Source organism: Allobosea sp., from assembly GCF_017308075.1.
Classification (GTDB): Bacteria; Pseudomonadota; Alphaproteobacteria; order Rhizobiales; family Beijerinckiaceae; genus Allobosea.
Genome location: NZ_JAFKFX010000032.1, coordinates 127,984 through 145,846 on the forward strand (window position 1 = coordinate 127,984; position 17,863 = coordinate 145,846).

17 protein-coding genes are annotated in these 17,863 nt (G+C 66.3%); 8 read left to right on the top strand and 9 right to left on the bottom strand.

Translation table 11 applies throughout. The features are described from left to right. Positions 1 to 26: 26 nt before the first annotated feature. Together J0J10_RS15300 and J0J10_RS15305 are read right to left on the bottom strand one after the other, a co-directional pair. Positions 27 to 1,331 (bottom strand): TRAP transporter large permease, encoded by a 1,305-nt coding sequence (locus J0J10_RS15300; protein ID WP_291647290.1) that lies wholly within the window; start codon positions 1,329 to 1,331, stop codon positions 27 to 29. Next, the gene (locus J0J10_RS15305; protein ID WP_291647291.1) at positions 1,331 to 1,879 is read right to left on the bottom strand and encodes a TRAP transporter small permease; all 549 of its coding nucleotides are present in this window, start codon (positions 1,877 to 1,879) and stop codon (positions 1,331 to 1,333) included. Before J0J10_RS15305 ends, J0J10_RS15300 begins: the two co-directional genes overlap by 1 nt. Positions 1,880 to 2,106: 227 nt before the next feature. Here J0J10_RS15305 and J0J10_RS15310 point away from each other — a divergent pair, with 227 nt between their 5' ends. From J0J10_RS15310 to J0J10_RS15330, 5 genes are all read left to right on the top strand, one after another. Then, a complete protein-coding gene (locus J0J10_RS15310; RefSeq protein ID WP_291647292.1) occupies positions 2,107 to 5,706 on the top strand; it encodes a hydantoinase B/oxoprolinase family protein in 3,600 nt (1,199 codons plus the stop codon). 126 nt (positions 5,707 to 5,832) lie between these two features. Beyond that, positions 5,833 to 6,528, top strand: coding sequence for an SDR family oxidoreductase (locus tag J0J10_RS15315; protein ID WP_291647293.1), 696 nt, complete (start codon positions 5,833 to 5,835; stop codon positions 6,526 to 6,528). A 90-nt stretch (positions 6,529 to 6,618) separates the two neighbouring features. Beyond that, a complete protein-coding gene (gene dapB, locus J0J10_RS15320) occupies positions 6,619 to 7,422 on the top strand; it encodes a 4-hydroxy-tetrahydrodipicolinate reductase (protein ID WP_291647294.1) in 804 nt (267 codons plus the stop codon). 119 nt (positions 7,423 to 7,541) lie between these two features. Next, positions 7,542 to 9,218, top strand: coding sequence for a methyl-accepting chemotaxis protein (locus tag J0J10_RS15325; RefSeq protein WP_291647295.1), 1,677 nt, complete (start codon positions 7,542 to 7,544; stop codon positions 9,216 to 9,218). A 66-nt stretch (positions 9,219 to 9,284) separates the two neighbouring features. After that, complete coding sequence (locus J0J10_RS15330; RefSeq protein ID WP_291647296.1) at positions 9,285 to 10,376, top strand: ATP-dependent DNA helicase; 1,092 nt, start codon at positions 9,285 to 9,287, stop codon at positions 10,374 to 10,376. A gap of 12 nt (positions 10,377 to 10,388) precedes the next feature. Here the strand turns inward: J0J10_RS15330 and J0J10_RS15335 are convergent, their stop codons facing one another. Next, on the bottom strand, positions 10,389 to 11,090 hold the full coding sequence (locus J0J10_RS15335; protein WP_291647297.1) for a GntR family transcriptional regulator: 702 nt from the start codon (positions 11,088 to 11,090) through the stop codon (positions 10,389 to 10,391). A gap of 239 nt (positions 11,091 to 11,329) precedes the next feature. Between J0J10_RS15335 and J0J10_RS15340 the strand changes: the two genes are divergently transcribed. Together J0J10_RS15340 and J0J10_RS15345 are read left to right on the top strand one after the other, a co-directional pair. Continuing rightward, entirely contained in the window at positions 11,330 to 12,310 is a 981-nt protein-coding gene (locus J0J10_RS15340; RefSeq protein ID WP_291647298.1) for a N(4)-(beta-N-acetylglucosaminyl)-L-asparaginase, read from the top strand. Between the two features lie 45 nt (positions 12,311 to 12,355). Next, positions 12,356 to 13,378 (top strand): amino acid ABC transporter substrate-binding protein, encoded by a 1,023-nt coding sequence (locus tag J0J10_RS15345; RefSeq protein WP_291647299.1) that lies wholly within the window; start codon positions 12,356 to 12,358, stop codon positions 13,376 to 13,378. 153 nt (positions 13,379 to 13,531) lie between these two features. Here J0J10_RS15345 and sugE read toward each other — a convergent pair whose 3' ends face one another. From sugE to J0J10_RS15375, 6 genes are all read right to left on the bottom strand, one after another. Further along, complete coding sequence (gene sugE, locus J0J10_RS15350) at positions 13,532 to 13,849, bottom strand: quaternary ammonium compound efflux SMR transporter SugE (protein WP_291638806.1); 318 nt, start codon at positions 13,847 to 13,849, stop codon at positions 13,532 to 13,534. Positions 13,850 to 14,055: 206 nt separating this feature from the next. Then, positions 14,056 to 14,658, bottom strand: a complete 603-nt coding sequence (leuD, locus tag J0J10_RS15355) for a 3-isopropylmalate dehydratase small subunit (RefSeq protein ID WP_291638807.1) — start codon at positions 14,656 to 14,658, stop codon at positions 14,056 to 14,058. A 47-nt stretch (positions 14,659 to 14,705) separates the two neighbouring features. Beyond that, positions 14,706 to 15,164 carry a metallopeptidase family protein gene (locus tag J0J10_RS15360; RefSeq protein WP_291647300.1) on the bottom strand — a complete coding sequence of 153 codons (459 nt, stop codon included), beginning with the start codon at positions 15,162 to 15,164 and terminating at the stop codon, positions 14,706 to 14,708. A 13-nt stretch (positions 15,165 to 15,177) separates the two neighbouring features. Further along, on the bottom strand, positions 15,178 to 15,423 hold the full coding sequence (locus J0J10_RS15365) for a hypothetical protein (RefSeq protein WP_291647301.1): 246 nt from the start codon (positions 15,421 to 15,423) through the stop codon (positions 15,178 to 15,180). Between the two features lie 27 nt (positions 15,424 to 15,450). Continuing rightward, positions 15,451 to 16,869 carry a 3-isopropylmalate dehydratase large subunit gene (gene leuC / locus J0J10_RS15370; RefSeq protein ID WP_291647302.1) on the bottom strand — a complete coding sequence of 473 codons (1,419 nt, stop codon included), beginning with the start codon at positions 16,867 to 16,869 and terminating at the stop codon, positions 15,451 to 15,453. A gap of 91 nt (positions 16,870 to 16,960) precedes the next feature. Further along, complete coding sequence (locus J0J10_RS15375; RefSeq protein WP_291638811.1) at positions 16,961 to 17,137, bottom strand: hypothetical protein; 177 nt, start codon at positions 17,135 to 17,137, stop codon at positions 16,961 to 16,963. A gap of 221 nt (positions 17,138 to 17,358) precedes the next feature. Between J0J10_RS15375 and J0J10_RS15380 the strand changes: the two genes are divergently transcribed. Beyond that, a complete protein-coding gene (locus J0J10_RS15380; RefSeq protein WP_291638812.1) occupies positions 17,359 to 17,757 on the top strand; it encodes a hypothetical protein in 399 nt (132 codons plus the stop codon). The last annotated feature ends 106 nt before the right edge of the window (positions 17,758 to 17,863 follow it).

The following is a 17,863-nucleotide window of genomic DNA, read 5'->3' on the forward strand; positions in this document are numbered from 1 at the left end:
TGTTGGCTTTGGTCTTGGTCTTGATCTCAATCCGGGAAGGCGAGCTTCGGCAAATAGAGCACGATCTGCGGGAAGGTCGTGATGATCAGCACCGCGATGTTCAGCAGAATGAAGAACGGAAAAGCGGCCCTCGCAACCGTCCAGGTGTCCTTGCCGCTCATGTTCTGCAGCACGAACAGGTTGAAGCCGACCGGCGGGGTGATCTGCGCCATCTCGACATGGATGACGAGGTAGACGCCGAACCAGACGAGGTCGAAGCCGGCCTCCTTGACCATTGGCAGGACGATGACGGCGGTCAGCACGATCATCGAGATGCCGTCGATCAGGCAGCCCAGGATGATGTACATCACGGTCAGCGCCAGCACGAGCATGTGCGGCGAGAGCTCCTGGCCCTTGACCCAGGCGGCGAGCGCCGCCGGAATGCCGGTGAAGCCCATTGCCGCCGTGCAGAAGGCTGCACCTGCCAGGATCAGCATGATCATGCAGGTGAGCCGCGTCGCGCTCATGATGCTTTCGAGGAAGGTCGGCCAGGTCAGCGTGCCGCTCCACCAGGCCAGGAAGAGCGCGCCCGTGACGCCGAAAGCGGCGCATTCGGTTGCCGTCGCGAAGCCGAGCACCAGCGCCAGGAACACGGCGGCGATCAGCAGCAGGCAGGGCGCCAGCTTGGCCGATTGGCGCAGCTTCTCGCGCAGTGGCATGGCGGGATCGCGCGGCGGCGTCTTGTCCGGGTTTAGCCAGGACCAGACGATGACATAGCCCATATAGAGCGCCATCACGAGCAGGCCCGGCAGGAAGCCGCCGAGGAAGACCTGCAGCACCGAGACATTGGCGGTGACGGCATAGACCACCATCGGGATCGATGGCGGGATCAGCAGGCCGAGCGTGCCCGAGCCGGCGAGCGTGCCGAGGCTCAGGCGCTCGTCATAGCCGCGCTTCTTGAGCTCGGGCAGGGCGATCTTGCCGATCGTCGCGACCGTCGCCGCGGAGGAGCCCGAAACCGCCGCGAAGATGCCGCAGCCGACGATATTGGTGTGGATCAGCCGGCCCGGCAGCCATTGCAGCCAGGGGGAGAGGCCCTGGAACATCTGCTCGGAGAGCCGCGTCCGGAACAGGATCTCGCCCATCCAGATGAAGAGCGGCAACGCGGCCAGCGTCCAGGAGGCCGTCGAGCTCCAGACCGTGGTCGCCAGGACCTGGCCGATCGGCACATCGGTGACGAGATTCATCGCCAGCAGGCCGACCAGGCCGAGGCCGACACCGATCCAGACGCCGCTCGCGAGAATGCCGACGAGGAAGAGGAGCAGGACGAGCGAAAGTTCGGGCAGCGCCATCAGACGCCCCCGCCCTGGGCGACGCGCTCGACCAGTTCCTCGACCGATTGTGGCGGCTTGGGCAGATAGGTCGGCCGACCCCCGCGCGCGACGATGACCCATTCGTCGATTAGCGCGATCAGCAGAATGCCGAGCCCGATTACCATGCCGAGCTGCGGGATCCACAAGGGCACCGAGACGACGCCGGTCGACATGTCGTCGAAGCGCCAGGAATCATGGGCCAAGCGTCCGGCCTGATAGGTGAAATAGCAGATGAAAGCTGCGGCGATCGTCAGGGCGCTCAGCTCTGCGGCGCGCCTGCGGCCGCCTTCCAGGCGCTCGATTAGCAGGCCGACGCGGATCATCTCGCCGCGCTTGAAGGTGTGGCCCAGGCCGAGAAAGGCCATCGCCACCAAGGCCCAGGAGGCGAAGTCGTCACCGGAGGGAATGTTGAAGTTGATCTCGCGCCCGATCGACAGGAACATCATCAAAGCGAAGATCGCCACGAGACTGATCCCGGCGAGCCAGCCGGAAACCAGGTAGAGCATGTCGAGTATGCGACGAATCATGCGCGCGCCTCGCCATGCGCCGTCAGGTCGCGTCGTTTTGCGACGCGCCTGCCGGCGGCCAGTGCCGATCCCGTCATTGCCCTCTCCTGGTTGCTTGCACGGTCTGGCCCCTCTGCCTTGTTCCGGTCACAATCGAGATCGTAGCCGGCGGAATGAGCTTGTCAATTTTTCATCGACGATTTATCGATGAAGTGTCGATGTTGTTTTTTGATCTCCGGGAGGGTGCGATGACTGCCAGCCGTTGGGACTTCTGGATCGATCGTGGCGGCACCTTCACCGACGTGATCGGCCGCGATCTCGAAGGCAAGCTTCACGCCAGGAAGCTGCTCTCCGAGAATCCGGGGGCGTATCGCGACGCGGCCGTGCAGGGCATTCGCGACCATCTCGGGTTGAAGACGGGCGAGCCGATTCCGGCCGGGCTGGTCGGCGAAGTGCGCATGGGCACCACGGTCGCGACCAATGCGCTGCTCGAGCGCAAGGGCGATCGGACGCTGCTGGTCACGACCAAAGGTTTCCGCGATGCGCTGCGCATCGGCTATCAGGCCCGCCCGAACATCTTCGCCAAGGAGATCATCAAGCCGGAGCAGCTCTATGAGGCTGTGGTCGAGGTCGAGGAACGGGTCCTTGCCGACGGCACGGTCGAGCGTGCTCCCAACGAGGCCGCGATCCGCACCGCACTGCAGGCGCGATATGATGACGGTTTCCGCGCCGTCGCCATCGTCTTCATGCACGGCTATCGCTATTCGGCGCATGAGCAGGCCACGGCGCGCATCGCCCGTGAGATCGGTTTTCCGCAGGTTTCGGTCAGCCATGAGGTTTCGCCGCTGATCAAGCTGGTCGGCCGCGGCGACACGGCGGTGGTCGACGCCTATCTCTCGCCGATCCTCGGCCGCTATGTCGCGCAGGTTTCCGAAGAGCTCGACATCGTCCGCACCGGCGCGCGGCTGATGTTCATGATGTCCTCGGGCGGGCTCACCGCGGCCGAACTCTTCCAGGGTAAGGACGCGATCCTGTCGGGTCCGGCCGGCGGCGTCGTCGGCCTCGCCGAGACCGGCCGCTCTGCCGGGTTCGACAAGGTGATCGGCTTCGACATGGGCGGCACCTCGACCGATGTCGCCCATTTCGACGGCGAATACGAGCGCGCCTTCGAGACCGAGGTCGCCGGCGTGCGCATGCGCGCGCCGATGATGCTGATCCATACGGTTGCCGCAGGTGGAGGGTCCATTCTCCACTATGACGGGGCCCGCTTCCGCGTCGGTCCCGATTCAGCCGGCGCCAATCCCGGCCCTGCCGCCTATCGCCGCGGCGGCCCACTCGCCGTGACCGACGCGAACGTCATGGTCGGCAAGCTGATCCCGTCCTATTTCCCGGCGATCTTCGGCCCGAAGCAGGATGCGCCGCTCGACGTCGAGACGGTGCGCGCCAAGTTCGCGGCGCTGGCGGCAGAGGTCGGCGATGGCCGCTCGCCAGAGGAGGTCGCCGATGGCTTCATCCAGATCGCCGTCGCCAACATGGCGGAGGCGATCAAGAAGATCTCGGTGCAGCGCGGCTATGACATCACCCGCTATGCGCTGAACTCCTTCGGCGGCGCCGGCGGCCAGCATGCCTGCCTCGTCGCCGACGCGCTCGGCATCAAGACCGTGCTGCTGCACCCGTTCTCCGGCCTGCTCTCGGCCTATGGCATGGGCCTCGCCGAGATTCGTGCGACGCGGACCGCGGCGCTCGACGTCGCCCTCGATGCCGAGGCCAAGGCCGCGATCGCGGCGGTCGCGGAGCGCCTCGGTGCCGAGACGAAGGCGGAGGTCGCCGGCCAGGGCGTCGCCGAGGGCGATATCGCCCTGCATGTGCGCGCCCATATCCGCTATGCCGGGACCGATACGGCGATCGCGACGCCTTTCGGCAGCCGGGAGGAGATGCAGGCCGCTTTCCAGAGCGCACACAAGGCGCGCTTCGGCTTCATCGACGAGACCAAGGCTCTGGTCGTCGAGGCGGTCGAGGTCGAGGCGGTCGGCGGCGGCGCCCGGTTCGAGGAAGCGCTGGCGAGCGAAGGCGCGGGCGAGCCGGTCGCCGCCGAGCGCACCCGCCTGTTCTCGCAGGGGCGCTGGCATGACGCGGCGATCATTCGCCGCGAGGCGATGAAGCCCGGCCAGAACATTGCCGGCCCTGCCATCGTGATCGAGCCCAACCAGACCGTGGTGGTCGAGGAGGGCTGGAGCGCCAGGCTCACGGCCAAGGATCATCTCGTGCTGACCCGCAGCAAGCCGCTGGTCCAGCAGGCGGCGATCGGCACCAAGGCCGATCCGGTGATGCTCGAGATCTTCAACAACCTGTTCATGTCGATCGCCGAGCAGATGGGCGTGACGCTGCAGAACACCGCCTATTCCGTGAACATCAAGGAGCGGCTCGACTTCTCCTGCGCGGTCTTCGACCAGACCGGCGGCCTCGTCGCCAATGCCCCGCACATGCCGGTGCATCTCGGTTCGATGGACAAGTCGGTCGAGACCGTGATCGCGAACAATCCGGTGATCCGGCCGGGCGACGTCTACTGCCTGAACGCGCCTTATAATGGCGGCACGCACCTGCCCGACATCACGATCTGCACGCCGGTCTTCGATACGCAGGACAAGGAGATCCTGTTCTGGGTCGCCAGCCGCGGCCACCATGCCGATGTCGGCGGAACCGCGCCGGGCTCGATGTCGCCGCTGGCGACGAATATCGAGGAGGAAGGCGTCTATATCGACAATTTCAAGATCGTCGATCGCGGCCGCTTCTGCGAGGAGGAGTTGGTCCAGCTCCTGACCGGCGCGCGCTATCCGGTGCGCAACGTCGTCCAGAACGTCAACGACCTGAAGGCCCAGATCGCGGCCAATGAAAAGGGCGTGGCAGAGCTGAAGAAGATGATCGGCTCCTTCGGCCTCGACGTCGTCCAGGCCTATATGGGCCATGTCCAGGACAACGCCGCCGAGAGCGTCGCCAGGCTGCTTGCCCGTCTGCATGACTGCGAGTTCACCTATCCGATGGACCAGGGCTGCGCGATCAAGGTGAAGATCACCGTCGATCGCGAGAAGCGCGAGGCGACCGTCGATTTCACCGGCACTTCGCCGCAGCGCGAGGACAACTTCAACGCGCCGGCGCCCGTCACCCGCGCCGCCGTGCTCTATGTTTTCCGCGTCATGGTCGACGATGCGATCCCGATGAATGCCGGCTGCCTGCGGCCGATCAAGGTGATCGTGCCGGAAGGCTCGATGCTGGCGCCGCGCTATCCGGCCGCCGTCGTCGCGGGCAATGTCGAGGTCAGCCAGGCGGTGACCAACACGCTGTTCGGCGCGCTGGAGGCGATGGCCTGCTCGCAGGGCACGATGAACAACCTGACCTTCGGCAATGACGAGTACCAGTATTACGAGACGATCTGCTCGGGCTCGCCGGCGGGGCCGGGCTTCAACGGCACCTCGGGCGTGCATGTCCACATGACCAATTCGCGCCTGACCGATCCGGAGATCCTGGAGACGCGCTTCCCGGTCGTGCTCGAGGACTTCCACATCCGCGCCGGCTCCGGCGGCAAGGGCGAGTGGAATGCCGGCGACGGCACCAGCCGCACCATCCGGTTCCGCAAGAGCATGGACTGCGCCATCCTCGCCTCGCATCGCAAGGTCAGGCCCTTCGGCATGAAGGGCGGCGAGCCGGGCGAGCTCGGGCGGACGCTGGTGCGCCGGCTCTCGGGCGAGGTCGAGGAGCTCAAGCCCTCCGACCAGACCTTCCTGGAGGCCGGCGAGGCGGTGACCGTGCTGACGCCGACGGCCGGGGGCTATGGAAAGCGCAAGGGCTGAGGCATAGCTCCTCGCTTGTCGTCGTCGGGAGCACGGCGAAGCAATCCGGAATTGCGCATTGTCGCCTTGGATTGCTCCGCCGGCTGAAGTCTCCTTGCAACGACGCTTGCGCGAAGGAGACCGACCATGCCCCAGACCTGGATGATCACCGGTGCCAATCGCGGCATCGGACTGGCCCTGACCATGGAGTTGCTGCGGCGGGGCGATCATGTGATCGCCGCGGCGCGCGATCCCTGGGGCGGGGCGCTGGCCGAGCTGGCAGGCGTGCATGTCGGGCAACTGACGCCGCTCGAACTCGACGTGACCTCCGACGAAAGCGTCGCCGCTGCCAAGCGGGCGCTCGCCGGGCGGCCGCTCGACGTGCTCGTCAACAATGCAGGCATTTACGGGCCGCGGGACCGACAATCGGCCTTCGATATGGATTTCGACGCCTGGCGCGAGGTCTTCGAGGTCAATGTCTACGCGCCCTTGCGGGTGGCGCAGGCCTTCCTGCCCAATCTCGAGGCGGGCAGCGGGCGGAAGATCGCGACGATCTCGAGCCGAATGGGCTCGCTCGGCGGCAATCCGTCCGGCGCCATCGCCTACCGATCCTCCAAGGCCGCGGTGAACATGGTGATGGTCGTCCTCGGCAATGCGGTGCGCGCCAGCGAGATCGCCGTGCTGCTGTTCCATCCCGGCTGGGTGCAGACCGATATGGGTGGCGGCGGGGCCGATATCCCGGCGACGGAGAGCGCCGCCGGGTTGATCGAAACCATCGACGCTTCCGGCATGGCGCAGACCAACAGCTTCCGGACCTGGAAGGGCGAAACGATCCCCTGGTAAATGCCGCGGCTGTCCACAAGCCGGTCGCGATGGACCTGAGCCAGACGCTCGCCTAATCCTCGCTTGTTCGAAGCTTGTGAGGAACCGTTCATGATCCGCATCACGCTTGCCGGCTGCACCGGCTGGGTCGGCAAGGCGCTCGTCGCCGCGATCATGGCCGCGCCCGATCTCGAACTGGTCGCGGGCGTTTCGCGCCAGGCCGCCGGGCGCGATCTCGGCGAGGCGGCGGAATTGCCGGCGAGCGGGCTGCCGATCTTCGCAACGGTCGCGGAGGCGCTTGGCGTGCCGAGCGATGTGCTGATCGACTACACCAAGCCGGACAGCGTGAAGAGCAACGTGCTTTCGGCGATCGCCGCCGGGCGCCATGTCGTGGTCGGCACCTCCGGCATGTCGGGCGCGGACTATGCCGGGATCGAGCAGGCCGCGCTCGCAGCGGGCGTCGGGGTGCTCGCCGCCGGCAATTTCTCGATCACCGCGACGCTGCTGCGGCGTTTCGCCCGCGAGGCGGTGAAATATGTGCCGGATGTCGAGATCATCGACTATTCCTCGCCCGGAAAGCCGGACACGCCCTCGGGCACGGGTTTCGAACTGGCCGAAACGCTCGCTGCCGAGCGCATGGCCGCGACCTCGCTGCCCGTCTCCGCGCTCGGCGGGGTCCGCGAGACGCGCGGCGGCGCGATCGGTGTGCCGCATCCGGTACAGGTGCATTCGCTGCGCATGCCCGGCTTCGTACTCTCCTGCGAGGCGGTGTTCGGCCTTGAGGATGAGCGCTTGGTCATTCGCCACGATGCCGGCACCTCCGCTGCTCCCTATGTGGGGGGAACCTTGCTGGCGGCGCGGCGCGTCGGTGAGCAGCCCGGTCTGCGCCGTGGCCTCGACAGCCTGATGGCTTGAGTCTCGGCCGATGTCCTGTCGAAAAATTCTTATTATTTCAAATGCTTAGCTGGCTTCATTAAGGATCTGTTCGCTCGCGGTTGCGAGAAAGGCCGCGCGCGAAACGGTAGTGAGGCGAGATGCGGCGCTTTGGTTTGACGGCGAAGATCACCCTGCTCTTCGCGCTGTTCGGGATCGCTGCGGCGCTGGGGCTGGCGGGCGCGCTCGGTGGCCTTGCCTCGGTGCACCAGATCGACCGCGAAGCGTTCAACGGGCTTCAGCTCGCCAATCGTGCCTCGCTGCTGTCGAGCCGCGTGGCGCAGGCCTCGCTGCTCAGCCGCTTCGATGACGGCGCCAGTCCACAACAGGTCGAGCAGGCTCTCGATGCTCTCGATGCCGCGATCGAACTGGTCGATGCCGCGCGTGCGAGCCTGGTCTCGGCGCTGCCGCCGGAGCTGTCGCAGGCCCATCCGACGCTCGATGCCAGCATCCGCACCTTCATCGATTTTCAGCGCGACATTGTCGACATCGGCCGCCGCGTCTCGGCCAAGGCAGCGCTGATCGAGGCCTCGGCGGAAGCGGCGAAGGAGAATGTCCGCCAGATCATCAGCGTCACCGCGACGATCCGTGACGATCTCGACCGGCAGGCGGGGCAGGCCGCCTCGAGTGCCGAGATGCTGGCGCATCAGGTGCGGCTGCGGGTGCTCCTGATCGCCGTCGGCCTGCCGCTCGCCGGTGGAGCGCTCGCCATCACCCTGCTGCGCGCCCATCTGACCCGGCCATTGCGCGAGCTGATGGCGGCGATCGATGCGACCATGGCGAGCGAGCATGTCATCGAGGTCCCGCATCGGCGCCGGCGCGACGAGATCGGCGAGCTCGCCCGCACGGTGCGGACTTTGAGCGAGGTGCGCGCCACGCTGGTGACGCGTGATGCCGAAGCCGGGCTGGCGCAGGCGCATCAGGCGCGCCGCACCGAGGAGCTGCATCGCATCGCCGAGGAATTCGAGACGAAGATCGGCCGCCTGCTCGGCGACATCGCCGCGGCGAGCGAGGGCTTGCGGGCCGCGCTCGGCGATTCCGCCGTCCAGGCCGAACAGATCTCGCAGAGCGGCGGGGCTGCCGCGGGGGCGGTGGTCGACGCCGCCGAGGAAGCGAACCGGATCTCGGATGCGGCTCTGCGGCTCGAGGACGTGGTGGAGCAGATCAATCACGAGGTCCGTCGCGTTTCGCAGACGGCGACCGAAGCGACACGTGACGCCGCCGGAACGGCCAGTCTGGTCGGGCGGCTGACCGATAATGCCGGCCAGATCCGCGATGTCGTCGCGCTGATCGAGGCGATCGCGCGCCAGACGAACCTGCTCGCATTGAACGCCACGATCGAGGCCGCCCGCGCGGGGGCGCATGGCCGCGGCTTCGCCGTGGTCGCGAGCGAGGTCAAGGCGCTCGCGGCTCAGACGGCCGATGCCACGGCGAAGGTGGCCACGCGGATCGTTGCGGTCGACGAGGCGCTGTCGCAGGCGGCGACCGCGATCTCCGGCATCGTCACGCGTGTCGGTGCGGTCGAGCAGACCAGCACCGAGATTTCCAGCATGGTCGCCTCGCATAGCGGCCTGCTGCAGAATCTTGGCGAGACCATCGCCCGCATATCGGAAGTGACACGTGGCGGCGTCGAGGCGATGACGGCGATCGTCGAGGCCAATTCCCTCAGCGTGACGCGTGCCGAGCAAGGAGCGAGCGGTGCCAGACGGCTCGACGAGCGCATCACCGCATTGCAGGTCGAGGCGAACCAGTTCGCACGACGCCTGCGCTCTGCGTGATCGGCACTTGCCGTATGAGCGCGACTCGCGGCCATTGGGCGCCATGTCCGCAGAATCGATCTCATCATGAACTGGTCGCCACAGCAGGACGACGCGCTCCGTGCCGTCTCGGACTGGCTGAAGAGTGGCTCGCCGCAGCTTTTCCGCCTGTTCGGCTATGCCGGTACCGGCAAGACCACGCTCGCCCGGCACATCGCCGAGGATGTCGACGGCACGGTCGTCTTCGCCGCCTTCACCGGCAAGGCGGCCCTCGTCCTGCGCAACAAGGGCTGCGAGGGCGCGCAGACCATCCATTCGCTGATCTACCGCTCGCGCGGAGTGGACGAGGAGAGCCCGACCTTCGTGCTCAACCGCGAGAGTGTCGCGGCCAAGGCCAAGCTGATCATCATCGACGAATGCTCGATGGTCGACGAGGAGCTCGGCCGCGACCTGCTCTCCTTCGGCACAAAGGTGCTGGTGCTGGGCGACCCCGCGCAGCTGCCGCCGGTCAAGGGCGGCGGCTTCTTCACCGAGGCCGAGCCCGACATCATGCTGACCGAGGTGCACCGCCAGGCGGCCGACAACCCGATCGTGCGGATGTCGATGATCGTGCGCGAGGGCGGGCGGCTCGAGGTCGGCGAATACGGCGAGAGCCGCGTGATCAGGCGTGATCAGATCACGCCCGAGATCGTACTCTCGGCCGGGCAGGTGCTGGTCGGCCTGAACAAGACGCGCCGGGGCTACAATGCCCGGATGCGGCAGCTGATGGGGCACAGCTCGAACGTGCCCGTCGTCGGCGAGAAGCTGGTCTGCCTGCGTAACGACAAGAGCAAGGGGCTGCTCAATGGCGGCGCCTGGATCGTGCAGGAACTGAAGACCTCGAAGAAGGGGCTGGTCACCATGCGGGTGACGCCGGAGGACGATACCGGCGGGAAACCGGTGAAAGTCTCGGTGCTGCCGTACTTCTTCGACGGCACCGAGGAGGAGGTGCCCTGGGAGCTGCGGCGCCACACCGACGAGTTCACCTTCGGCTACGCCCTCACCGTCCACAAGGCGCAGGGCTCGCAATGGGACGATGTCGTGCTGTTCGACGAGGCCTACGCCTTTCGCGAGCATCGGGCGCGCTGGCTCTATACCGGCCTGACCCGCGCGGCCGAGACGATCACGGTGGTGATGTAACGGCTGGCGCGTTCAGGCGCGGCCGGTGTCGGCCTCCTGCCGCCGCAGCGCCTTCAGCCGGCTGATCAGATGGCGGGCGCCCATCAGGATGTGCTGCTCCAGATGCGCGCTGGCGCGGGCGACGTCGCCCTGCCGGCAGAGGTCGAGCAGGACCTGATGCTCGCGGTTCATCTTCTCGCGCGAACCGGTCAGCCTGATCGGCAGCGGGAAGTGACGATAGGCGTTGAGATAGAGCTTGCGTACCAGCGCCAGGGTCTGGGGACGATTGGCCGGCTCGTAGAGCGTCGCGTGAAAATCCCAGTTGAGGTTCGACCAGTTCTCGTCGCGCCGGTCCTCGACCATCTGGGCGAATAGCGCCTCGGCCTTCTGGAAATGCGGCTCTGAGAGCAGCGGCATGGACTGTTCCAGGAGCCAGGTCTCGAGCCGGGCCCGGATCTCGTAGACCTCTTCGAGATCGTCGATCGACAGGCTGGAGACGACCGCGCCCTTATGGGACTGCATGGTCACCAGCCCCTCGGCCTCGAGCTGGTGCAGCGCCTCGCGGATCGGCACGCGGCTGACGCCGAACTCTGCCGCCAGCTTCTCCTGCCGCAGCAAGGTCGCTTCCGGCAGGGCGCCGGACAGGATCTGCTCGCGCAGGAGGTCGACGACCCGGCCGGTCGTCGTGACGCGGTGCAGCGTCATGGTCTTCTCGGGGCTGGTCGCGGTTGTCATCGCCTGATTTCTGGATTCCCGGCCTCGGCGGCTTGCCTCCGTTCCTGCCGGAAAACCGTACTTCTTTCAATCCGGCGCCCCCGTGAACGCTCTATGGCGGATATTTTGGATCCTATGAATTATTGCGCGAGAGGCCATTGGAGAGCGCCATTTCCTCAGAATGGCGCTGTTGCGAACGTCGGTTGCATCCGATACAGAAAAATTGGATTCAATATTCAATTCTTCTAAAGGCGCCTGAAATGATCGCGATCAGCAACAATGAGGGGGCCAGCGGCATCGGTGCGACGGCACGGGAACTCCTCGGCGGCGCCAGGGCGCTGGACGCGATCGAGGCAGGCGTCCGGCTGGTCGAGGCCGATGAGAGCGTTCGGACGGTCGGGCGCGGTGGCTGGCCGAATCTGCTCGGCGAGGTCGAGCTCGACGCATCGGTCATGGATGGTTCGACGCTTCGCACGGGGGCGATTGGGGCGCTCGGCGGCTATCTGCATCCGATCAGCATCGCCCGTCAGGTGATGGAGCGGCTGCCGCATGTGCTCCTGGTCGGGGAGGGTGCGCGGCGCTTCGCCGCCGAGATCGGGGCCGAGGCCGGGGAACTCCTGATGCCGCATGCCCGCACCGCCTGGGCGCGCTGGTTCGCGGACGAGGTCGGCGAGGCCGATCGTTCCGCCTGGCCCGACGTGCCGATGGCCGAGCTCTGCAAACAGGCGATCGACCCGGAGATCGGCCGCGACACCACCGTCTTCCTGGCGCAGGACAAGGCTGGCCATATCGGGGCGGGGACGAGCACCTCCGGCTGGGGCTGGAAATACCCTGGCCGCCTCGGCGACAGCCCGATCATCGGGGCCGGCTCCTATGCCGATACCCGCTACGGCGCCTGCGCCTGCACCGGCGTCGGCGAAATGAGCATCCGGGCCGGCACCGCCCGCGCCGTGGTGCTCTACATGAAGATGGGCATGAGCGTGGAGGAGGCTGTCCATGAGGCCGTCGACGACATGCGCGCCCTGAAGGGCGGATTGATCGGCCGCGTCACCATCCATGCGATCGACGCCGCCGATGGTCACAAGGTCGTCGCCGTCAACGGCCTGCCGGAGAACCATTACTGGCTCTGGCGTGAAGGCGAGGCCGCGCCCGCCAGCCATCCGGCCGAGATCATCGCGATCAGCGACGACCCCGCGCCCAAGCCCACCGCCCACCGGCGCTATGAGCGCCTGGGCCTCTGAAAGCCGAATTCGGCTCGATCACCATCAACCGCAGGAGGAAAGTTCATGTCCCGGATCGGAAAGACCGCGCTGCTGGCGCTGGCCGGCTCACTGCTGATCAGCACCGGTGCCCTGGCGCAGACGACGCTGGCGAAGGTCAAGGAGCGCGGCCAGTTGCTCTGCGGCACCAGCACCGGCATTGCCGGTTTCAGCCTCGCCGACGGACAGGGCAAATGGTCGGGGCTCGACGTCGATGTCTGTCGGGCTTTGGCCGCGGCGATCTTCGACGATCCCGGCAAGGTCAACTTCATCCCGCTCGCCAGCAAGGACCGGCTGGTCGCGCTGCAAAGCGGCGAGATCGACGTGCTGCCGCGGACCACGACCTGGACGCTCAGCCGCGACGCCGGCCAGGGCCTCGATTTCACGGCGGTGAACTACTATGACGGCCAGGGTTTCCAGCTGCGCAAGAAGGCCGGCATCAAGTCGGTGAAGGAGCTGGACGGCGCCTCGATCTGCACCGTGCAGGGCACCACCAACGAGCTGAACCTCGCCGATTATTTCCGCGTCAACAAGATGAAGTACGAGGTCGTCGCCTTCCAGGGCATCGACGAGACGGTGAAGGCCTATGAGAGCGGCCGCTGCGACGCGATCTCGACCGACATCTCGCAGCTGGTCTCCTACCGGCTGAAGATGGCGGATCCCGCCGAGCACATCCTGTTGCCGGAGGTGATCTCGAAGGAGCCGATCGGCCCCTATGTCCGCCAGGGCGACGACCAGTGGTTCGACATCGTGCGCTGGACCGTCTTTGCGATGATCAATGCCGAGGAGCTCGGCGTGAGTTCTGCGAATGTCGGCGAGATGCTGAAATCCGACAATCCGGAAGTGCAGCGCCTGCTCGGCGTCGGCACGAAGCTCGGCGAAGGGCTCGGCCTGACGGCAGAGTGGGCGGCGAGGATCGTCCGGCATGTCGGCAATTACGGCGAGTCCTATGAGCGCAATCTCGGCTCCGGCAGTCGCATCAACCTGCCGCGCGGGCTGAACAATCTCTGGTCCAAGGGCGGCATTCAGTTCGCTCCGCCGATCCGCTGATCAGCAGCTATCGCCATCGCCCGGATGCGCTGCCGCACCGGGCGATGGCACATAGACAAGGCGAAGGCGGCGCTCATGATGATGCGCCGCCTTTCGCAATAACGACTGCCTGCCGGCTATGCGCGTAGGGTTGCGAGGCCGAGCCGGTCGGTGTCAGTGGGTCGACAGCTTCATCATCACCAGACCGGAGACGATGAGGCCGGCGGCGGCGAGGCGCATCGGCGTCGCGGCCTCGCCCAGCACCAGGATGCCGACGATGAAAGCACCGACCGCACCGATGCCGGTCCAGATCGTATAGGCCGTGCCGAGCGGCAGGCTGCGCATCGCAAGCGCCAGCAAGGCGAAGCTGCCGATCATGGTGACGAGGGTGATGACGGTCGGCGTGATCTTGGTGAAGCCGTCCGACTGCTTCATGTAGAATGCCCAGACGACTTCGAGGACGCCGGCGACGATGAGGTAGAGCCAGGCCATGATCTTCTCCCTTGGAGACGGGCCGGGTCGTCCCAGCGGTTCTGCCCGTCACGGGGGAGGTCGTCCTCGCCCGCTTATGTTGCACCGCGGTAGGGCGTTTTCAAGTCACGCCCGCCATGCCGGCCCACGAAAAAGCCGCGGCTCGTAGGAGCCGCGGCCGAATTTTTTGACAAAGGCCGTGCCGCCACATGGCCCGAACGCAGGGGTCAAGCCCAGGCGCGGGTCTTGAGCTTCTCCTCATAGGCCTCGATCTTCGGGGCCTTCTCCATGGTCAGGCCGATATCGTCGAGGCCGTTGAGCAGGCAGTGCTTGCGGAACGGGTCGATCTCGAAGGTCACCGTGCCGCCGTCGGGGCCCTTGATGGTCTGGCTCTCGAGGTCGATGGTCAGCGTCGCGTTCGAGCCGCGATCGGCATCGTCGAACAGCTTGTCGAGGTCCTCCTGCGAGACCTTGATCGGCAGGATGCCGTTCTTGAAGCAGTTATTGTAGAAGATGTCGGCGAAGCTGGTGGAGATCACGCAGCGGATGCCGAAGTCGAGCAGGGCCCAGGGGGCGTGCTCGCGCGACGAGCCGCAGCCGAAATTGTCGCCGGCGACGAGGATCTCCGACTTGCGATAAGCCGGCTGGTTCAGGACGAAGTCCGGATTCTCCGAGCCGTCTTCCTTGTAGCGCATCTCCGAGAACAGCGCGGTACCGAGCCCGGTGCGCTTGATCGTCTTCAGATACTGCTTGGGGATGATCATGTCAGTGTCGACATTGATCACCTTCAGCGGGGCGGGCGTCGAGGTCAGGGTAGTGAAGGGCTGCATGGCTTGATCTCCTGAATGCTGTTGGGAAGGCGGCTTGCGGTGGCCTGTCAGCCCGCCGCCCGCTCGATCGCTTCCATGTCGTCGTCGTCGAAGCCGAAATGGTGGCCGATCTCGTGCACCAGGACATGGGTCACGATCGCCCCCAGGCTCTCGTCATGTTCCGCCCAGTAATCGAGGATCGGGCGGCGGTAGAGATGGATGGTGTTGGGCATCTGCCCGGTCTGCGGCGCATAGCCCTGCTGCGGCAGGCCGACGCCGGAGAACAGGCCGAGCAGGTCGAACGGGCTCTCCGCCTCGAGCTCCTTCAGGACATCGTCCTCGGGAAACTCGGTGACGTTGATGATCAGGTCGGCGCAGAGCTTGCGGAAATCCTCAGGCAGGCGGTCATAGGCTGCCTGCGCGAGGATCTCGAACTCGGCGCCCGACGGTGCGCGCACGCCGTCCCAGTCGAGCCCTTGCGAGCTTTCCGCCGGGGCGGAGGCCTTGATCGAGGGAACGCTTGCCATCAAACGCCTGCCATCACCAGATCTTCAATTGGTATCCGAGCCACCAGGACAGGCCGATGAAGGCGATCAGGGAGAGCCCGCGGCCGATACGACGGCCCCAGAGCTCGATCTTGTCGCCTTCCGGCGCGTCCTTGCCGGAGAAATGGTCGGCGGCGCGGCCCATGGACGAACCGAGGAAGCTCTCGGAATCGCGCTTGACGCGGTCCAGGGTCTCCTTGGCTTCGCCAGCACGGGCGGCCTCGCGGGGATCGGTGCTCATGACGTCCTCCCGCGACCGCCTCGCGCTTCAGCCCAGCGTGCGCACGTCGACGAAGTGGCCGGCCAGCGCCGCAGCCGCCGCCATGGCGGGGGAGACGAGGTGGGTACGGCCACGATAGCCCTGCCGGCCCTCGAAATTGCGGTTCGAGGTCGAGGCGGCGCGCTGGCCCGGCTTGAGCTGGTCGGGGTTCATGCCGAGGCACATCGAGCAGCCCGGCTCGCGCCATTCGAAGCCGGCGGCGATCAGGATCTTGTCGATGCCTTCGGCCTCGGCCTGCTGCTTCACCAGGCCCGAGCCCGGCACCACCATGGCGTAGTCCAGGCTGGCATGGATCTTCTTGCCCTCGACGATCTTGGCGACGGCGCGCAGATCCTCGATCCGGCCATTGGTGCAGGAGCCGATCCAGATCACGTCGAGCGGGATGTCGGTCATCTTGGTGCCGGCGGTCAGGCCCATATATTCGAGCGCCCGCTTCTTCGAGGCGCGCTTGACCTCGTCGGCGATCTGATCGGGATCCGGCACGGCGCCGGCGACCGAGATCACGTCCTCGGGGCTCGTGCCCCAGGAGACGATCGGCGGCAGGTTGTTGGCGTCGAGCTTGACGATGCGGTCGAAATGCGCGCCCTCGTCGGAGCGCAGCGTCTCCCAGTAGCGCACGGCCTCGTCCCAGGCGGCGCCCTGCGGTGCCCGCGGCCGGCCCTCGAGATAGGCGAAGGCCTTCTCGTCGGGGGCGACCATGCCGGCGCGCGCGCCGCCCTCGATCGCCATGTTGCAGACGGTCATCCGCCCTTCCATGGTGAGGGCGCGGATGGCGTCGCCGGCATATTCGATCACCGAGCCGGTGCCGCCGGCGGTGCCGATCTCGCCGATGATGGCGAGGGTGATGTCCTTGGCGGTGACGCCCTTGGCCAGCGTGCCGTCCACCTGGACGAGCATGTTCCTGGCCTTCTTCTGGATCAGCGTCTGGGTCGCGAGCACATGCTCGACCTCTGAGGTGCCGATGCCGTGTGCCAGTGCGCCGAAAGCGCCATGCGTCGAGGTGTGGCTGTCGCCGCAGACGATGGTCGTGCCGGGCAGGGTGAAGCCCTGCTCGGGGCCGACGATGTGGACGATGCCCTGGCGGATATCGAGCTCATCGAAATACAGGACGCCGAATTCCTTGGCGTTCTTGGCCAGAGCCTCGACCTGGATGCGGCTCTCCTCCTCGGCGATACCCTTGCTGCGGTCGGTGGTCGGGATGTTGTGGTCGACGACGGCGAGCGTCTTCTCCGGCGCGTGGACCTTGCGGCCGCTCATGCGCAGCCCTTCGAACGCCTGCGGGCTGGTGACCTCATGGACGAGGTGGCGGTCGATATAGAGCAGGCAGGTGCCGTCGTCCTGGCGGTCGACGACATGGTCGTCGAAAATCTTGTCGTAGAGTGTGGTCGGGGCTTTGGTCGCAGTCATGGGCTTCGTGCCTTCGGTACGGAAATCGAACTGGGTGGCCGGGCGGGCCGGGGCGCGTGAGGCGGGCCTGTCGCCGGCCGGACGGCCGGTCTCAGGCCTGGCTAAGGCCGGCTGCGAGCGAAGCGGTGAAGCGGCCGAAGAAGCGCCAGGGCAGGCGGGCGTGGTCATGCAACGCGGCAAAGCCCTGCGTCGTCGGGAAGCGGCGCGGATTCAGCGTGCGGCGCAGCACGCGCCGGCAACCGTCCTGAATGTGCGGCTTCTTGTTCATGGCGTGGTTCTATCAGTTCCAATCTGCGGCGGCAACGCGAAGCGGCGGCAGAGCGCCCTTGCGGCAGCCGCGTATTGGCGCGCCGAAAGGGTGCTGGATAGAAATCGAGGCGCGGACCCGCTCCTGCCGCAAAATTACTTCCCGATGCGGCCGGACATGCTTTAACGGCTCCGGGTGTTCCGCAACGACAGGCTGCGGCCCGACAATGACAGGATTACGAGATGGCGCGCTTCTTTCCCTTCATGCTGCTGGCGGTCGTCGCCTACGGCGTCGCGGTCGCCGCCATGGGCGTGCCGCTCTCGCGCGAACTCCTGAATCTTGCGCTGCCGTCCGGCTCGGTCTTCACCCTGACGATGAGCGAGCTCCTGCTCTCGATCTCGACCATCGTGTTGTTCTTCGAGATCATGAACGCGACCAGTGCCAAATCGAGCTCGATCTTCAATCACGGCCTGTCGCTGGTGCTGTTCATCGCCTGCGGGCTGATCTTCCTGTTCGTTCCGGGCTTCGGCACCGGCACTTTCCTGATCATCACGCTGATGTCGCTGGTCGACGTCGTCGCCGGCTATTCGATCAGTATCCTGACGGCGCGGCGCGACATGACCTTCGGCAATCAGGAGTAGGACGTAGTTCCGCCATCGCTCTTTGGGGGGACGCGAGCCGTTGAGCCCCGAAGTCGGACCGGATTTTTTCCGTCATGGTCGGGCTTGTCCCGACCATCCACGTCTT

Excerpts from the sequence above, each read along its gene's own strand:
- J0J10_RS15300 (WP_291647290.1), bottom strand. The coding sequence starts at position 1,331 with ATGGCGCTGCCCGAACTTTCGCTCGTCCTGCTCCTCTTCCTCGTCGGC.
- J0J10_RS15305 (WP_291647291.1), bottom strand. The coding sequence starts at position 1,879 with ATGATTCGTCGCATACTCGACATGCTCTACCTGGTTTCCGGCTGGCTC.
- J0J10_RS15310 (WP_291647292.1), top strand. The coding sequence starts at position 2,107 with ATGACTGCCAGCCGTTGGGACTTCTGGATCGATCGTGGCGGCACCTTC.
- J0J10_RS15315 (WP_291647293.1), top strand. The coding sequence starts at position 5,833 with ATGCCCCAGACCTGGATGATCACCGGTGCCAATCGCGGCATCGGACTG.
- dapB (WP_291647294.1), top strand. The coding sequence starts at position 6,619 with ATGATCCGCATCACGCTTGCCGGCTGCACCGGCTGGGTCGGCAAGGCG.
- J0J10_RS15325 (WP_291647295.1), top strand. The coding sequence starts at position 7,542 with ATGCGGCGCTTTGGTTTGACGGCGAAGATCACCCTGCTCTTCGCGCTG.
- J0J10_RS15330 (WP_291647296.1), top strand. The coding sequence starts at position 9,285 with ATGAACTGGTCGCCACAGCAGGACGACGCGCTCCGTGCCGTCTCGGAC.
- J0J10_RS15335 (WP_291647297.1), bottom strand. The coding sequence starts at position 11,090 with ATGACAACCGCGACCAGCCCCGAGAAGACCATGACGCTGCACCGCGTC.
- J0J10_RS15340 (WP_291647298.1), top strand. The coding sequence starts at position 11,330 with ATGATCGCGATCAGCAACAATGAGGGGGCCAGCGGCATCGGTGCGACG.
- J0J10_RS15345 (WP_291647299.1), top strand. The coding sequence starts at position 12,356 with ATGTCCCGGATCGGAAAGACCGCGCTGCTGGCGCTGGCCGGCTCACTG.
- sugE (WP_291638806.1), bottom strand. The coding sequence starts at position 13,849 with ATGGCCTGGCTCTACCTCATCGTCGCCGGCGTCCTCGAAGTCGTCTGG.
- leuD (WP_291638807.1), bottom strand. The coding sequence starts at position 14,658 with ATGCAGCCCTTCACTACCCTGACCTCGACGCCCGCCCCGCTGAAGGTG.
- J0J10_RS15360 (WP_291647300.1), bottom strand. The coding sequence starts at position 15,164 with ATGGCAAGCGTTCCCTCGATCAAGGCCTCCGCCCCGGCGGAAAGCTCG.
- J0J10_RS15365 (WP_291647301.1), bottom strand. The coding sequence starts at position 15,423 with ATGAGCACCGATCCCCGCGAGGCCGCCCGTGCTGGCGAAGCCAAGGAG.
- leuC (WP_291647302.1), bottom strand. The coding sequence starts at position 16,869 with ATGACTGCGACCAAAGCCCCGACCACACTCTACGACAAGATTTTCGAC.
- J0J10_RS15375 (WP_291638811.1), bottom strand. The coding sequence starts at position 17,137 with ATGAACAAGAAGCCGCACATTCAGGACGGTTGCCGGCGCGTGCTGCGC.
- J0J10_RS15380 (WP_291638812.1), top strand. The coding sequence starts at position 17,359 with ATGGCGCGCTTCTTTCCCTTCATGCTGCTGGCGGTCGTCGCCTACGGC.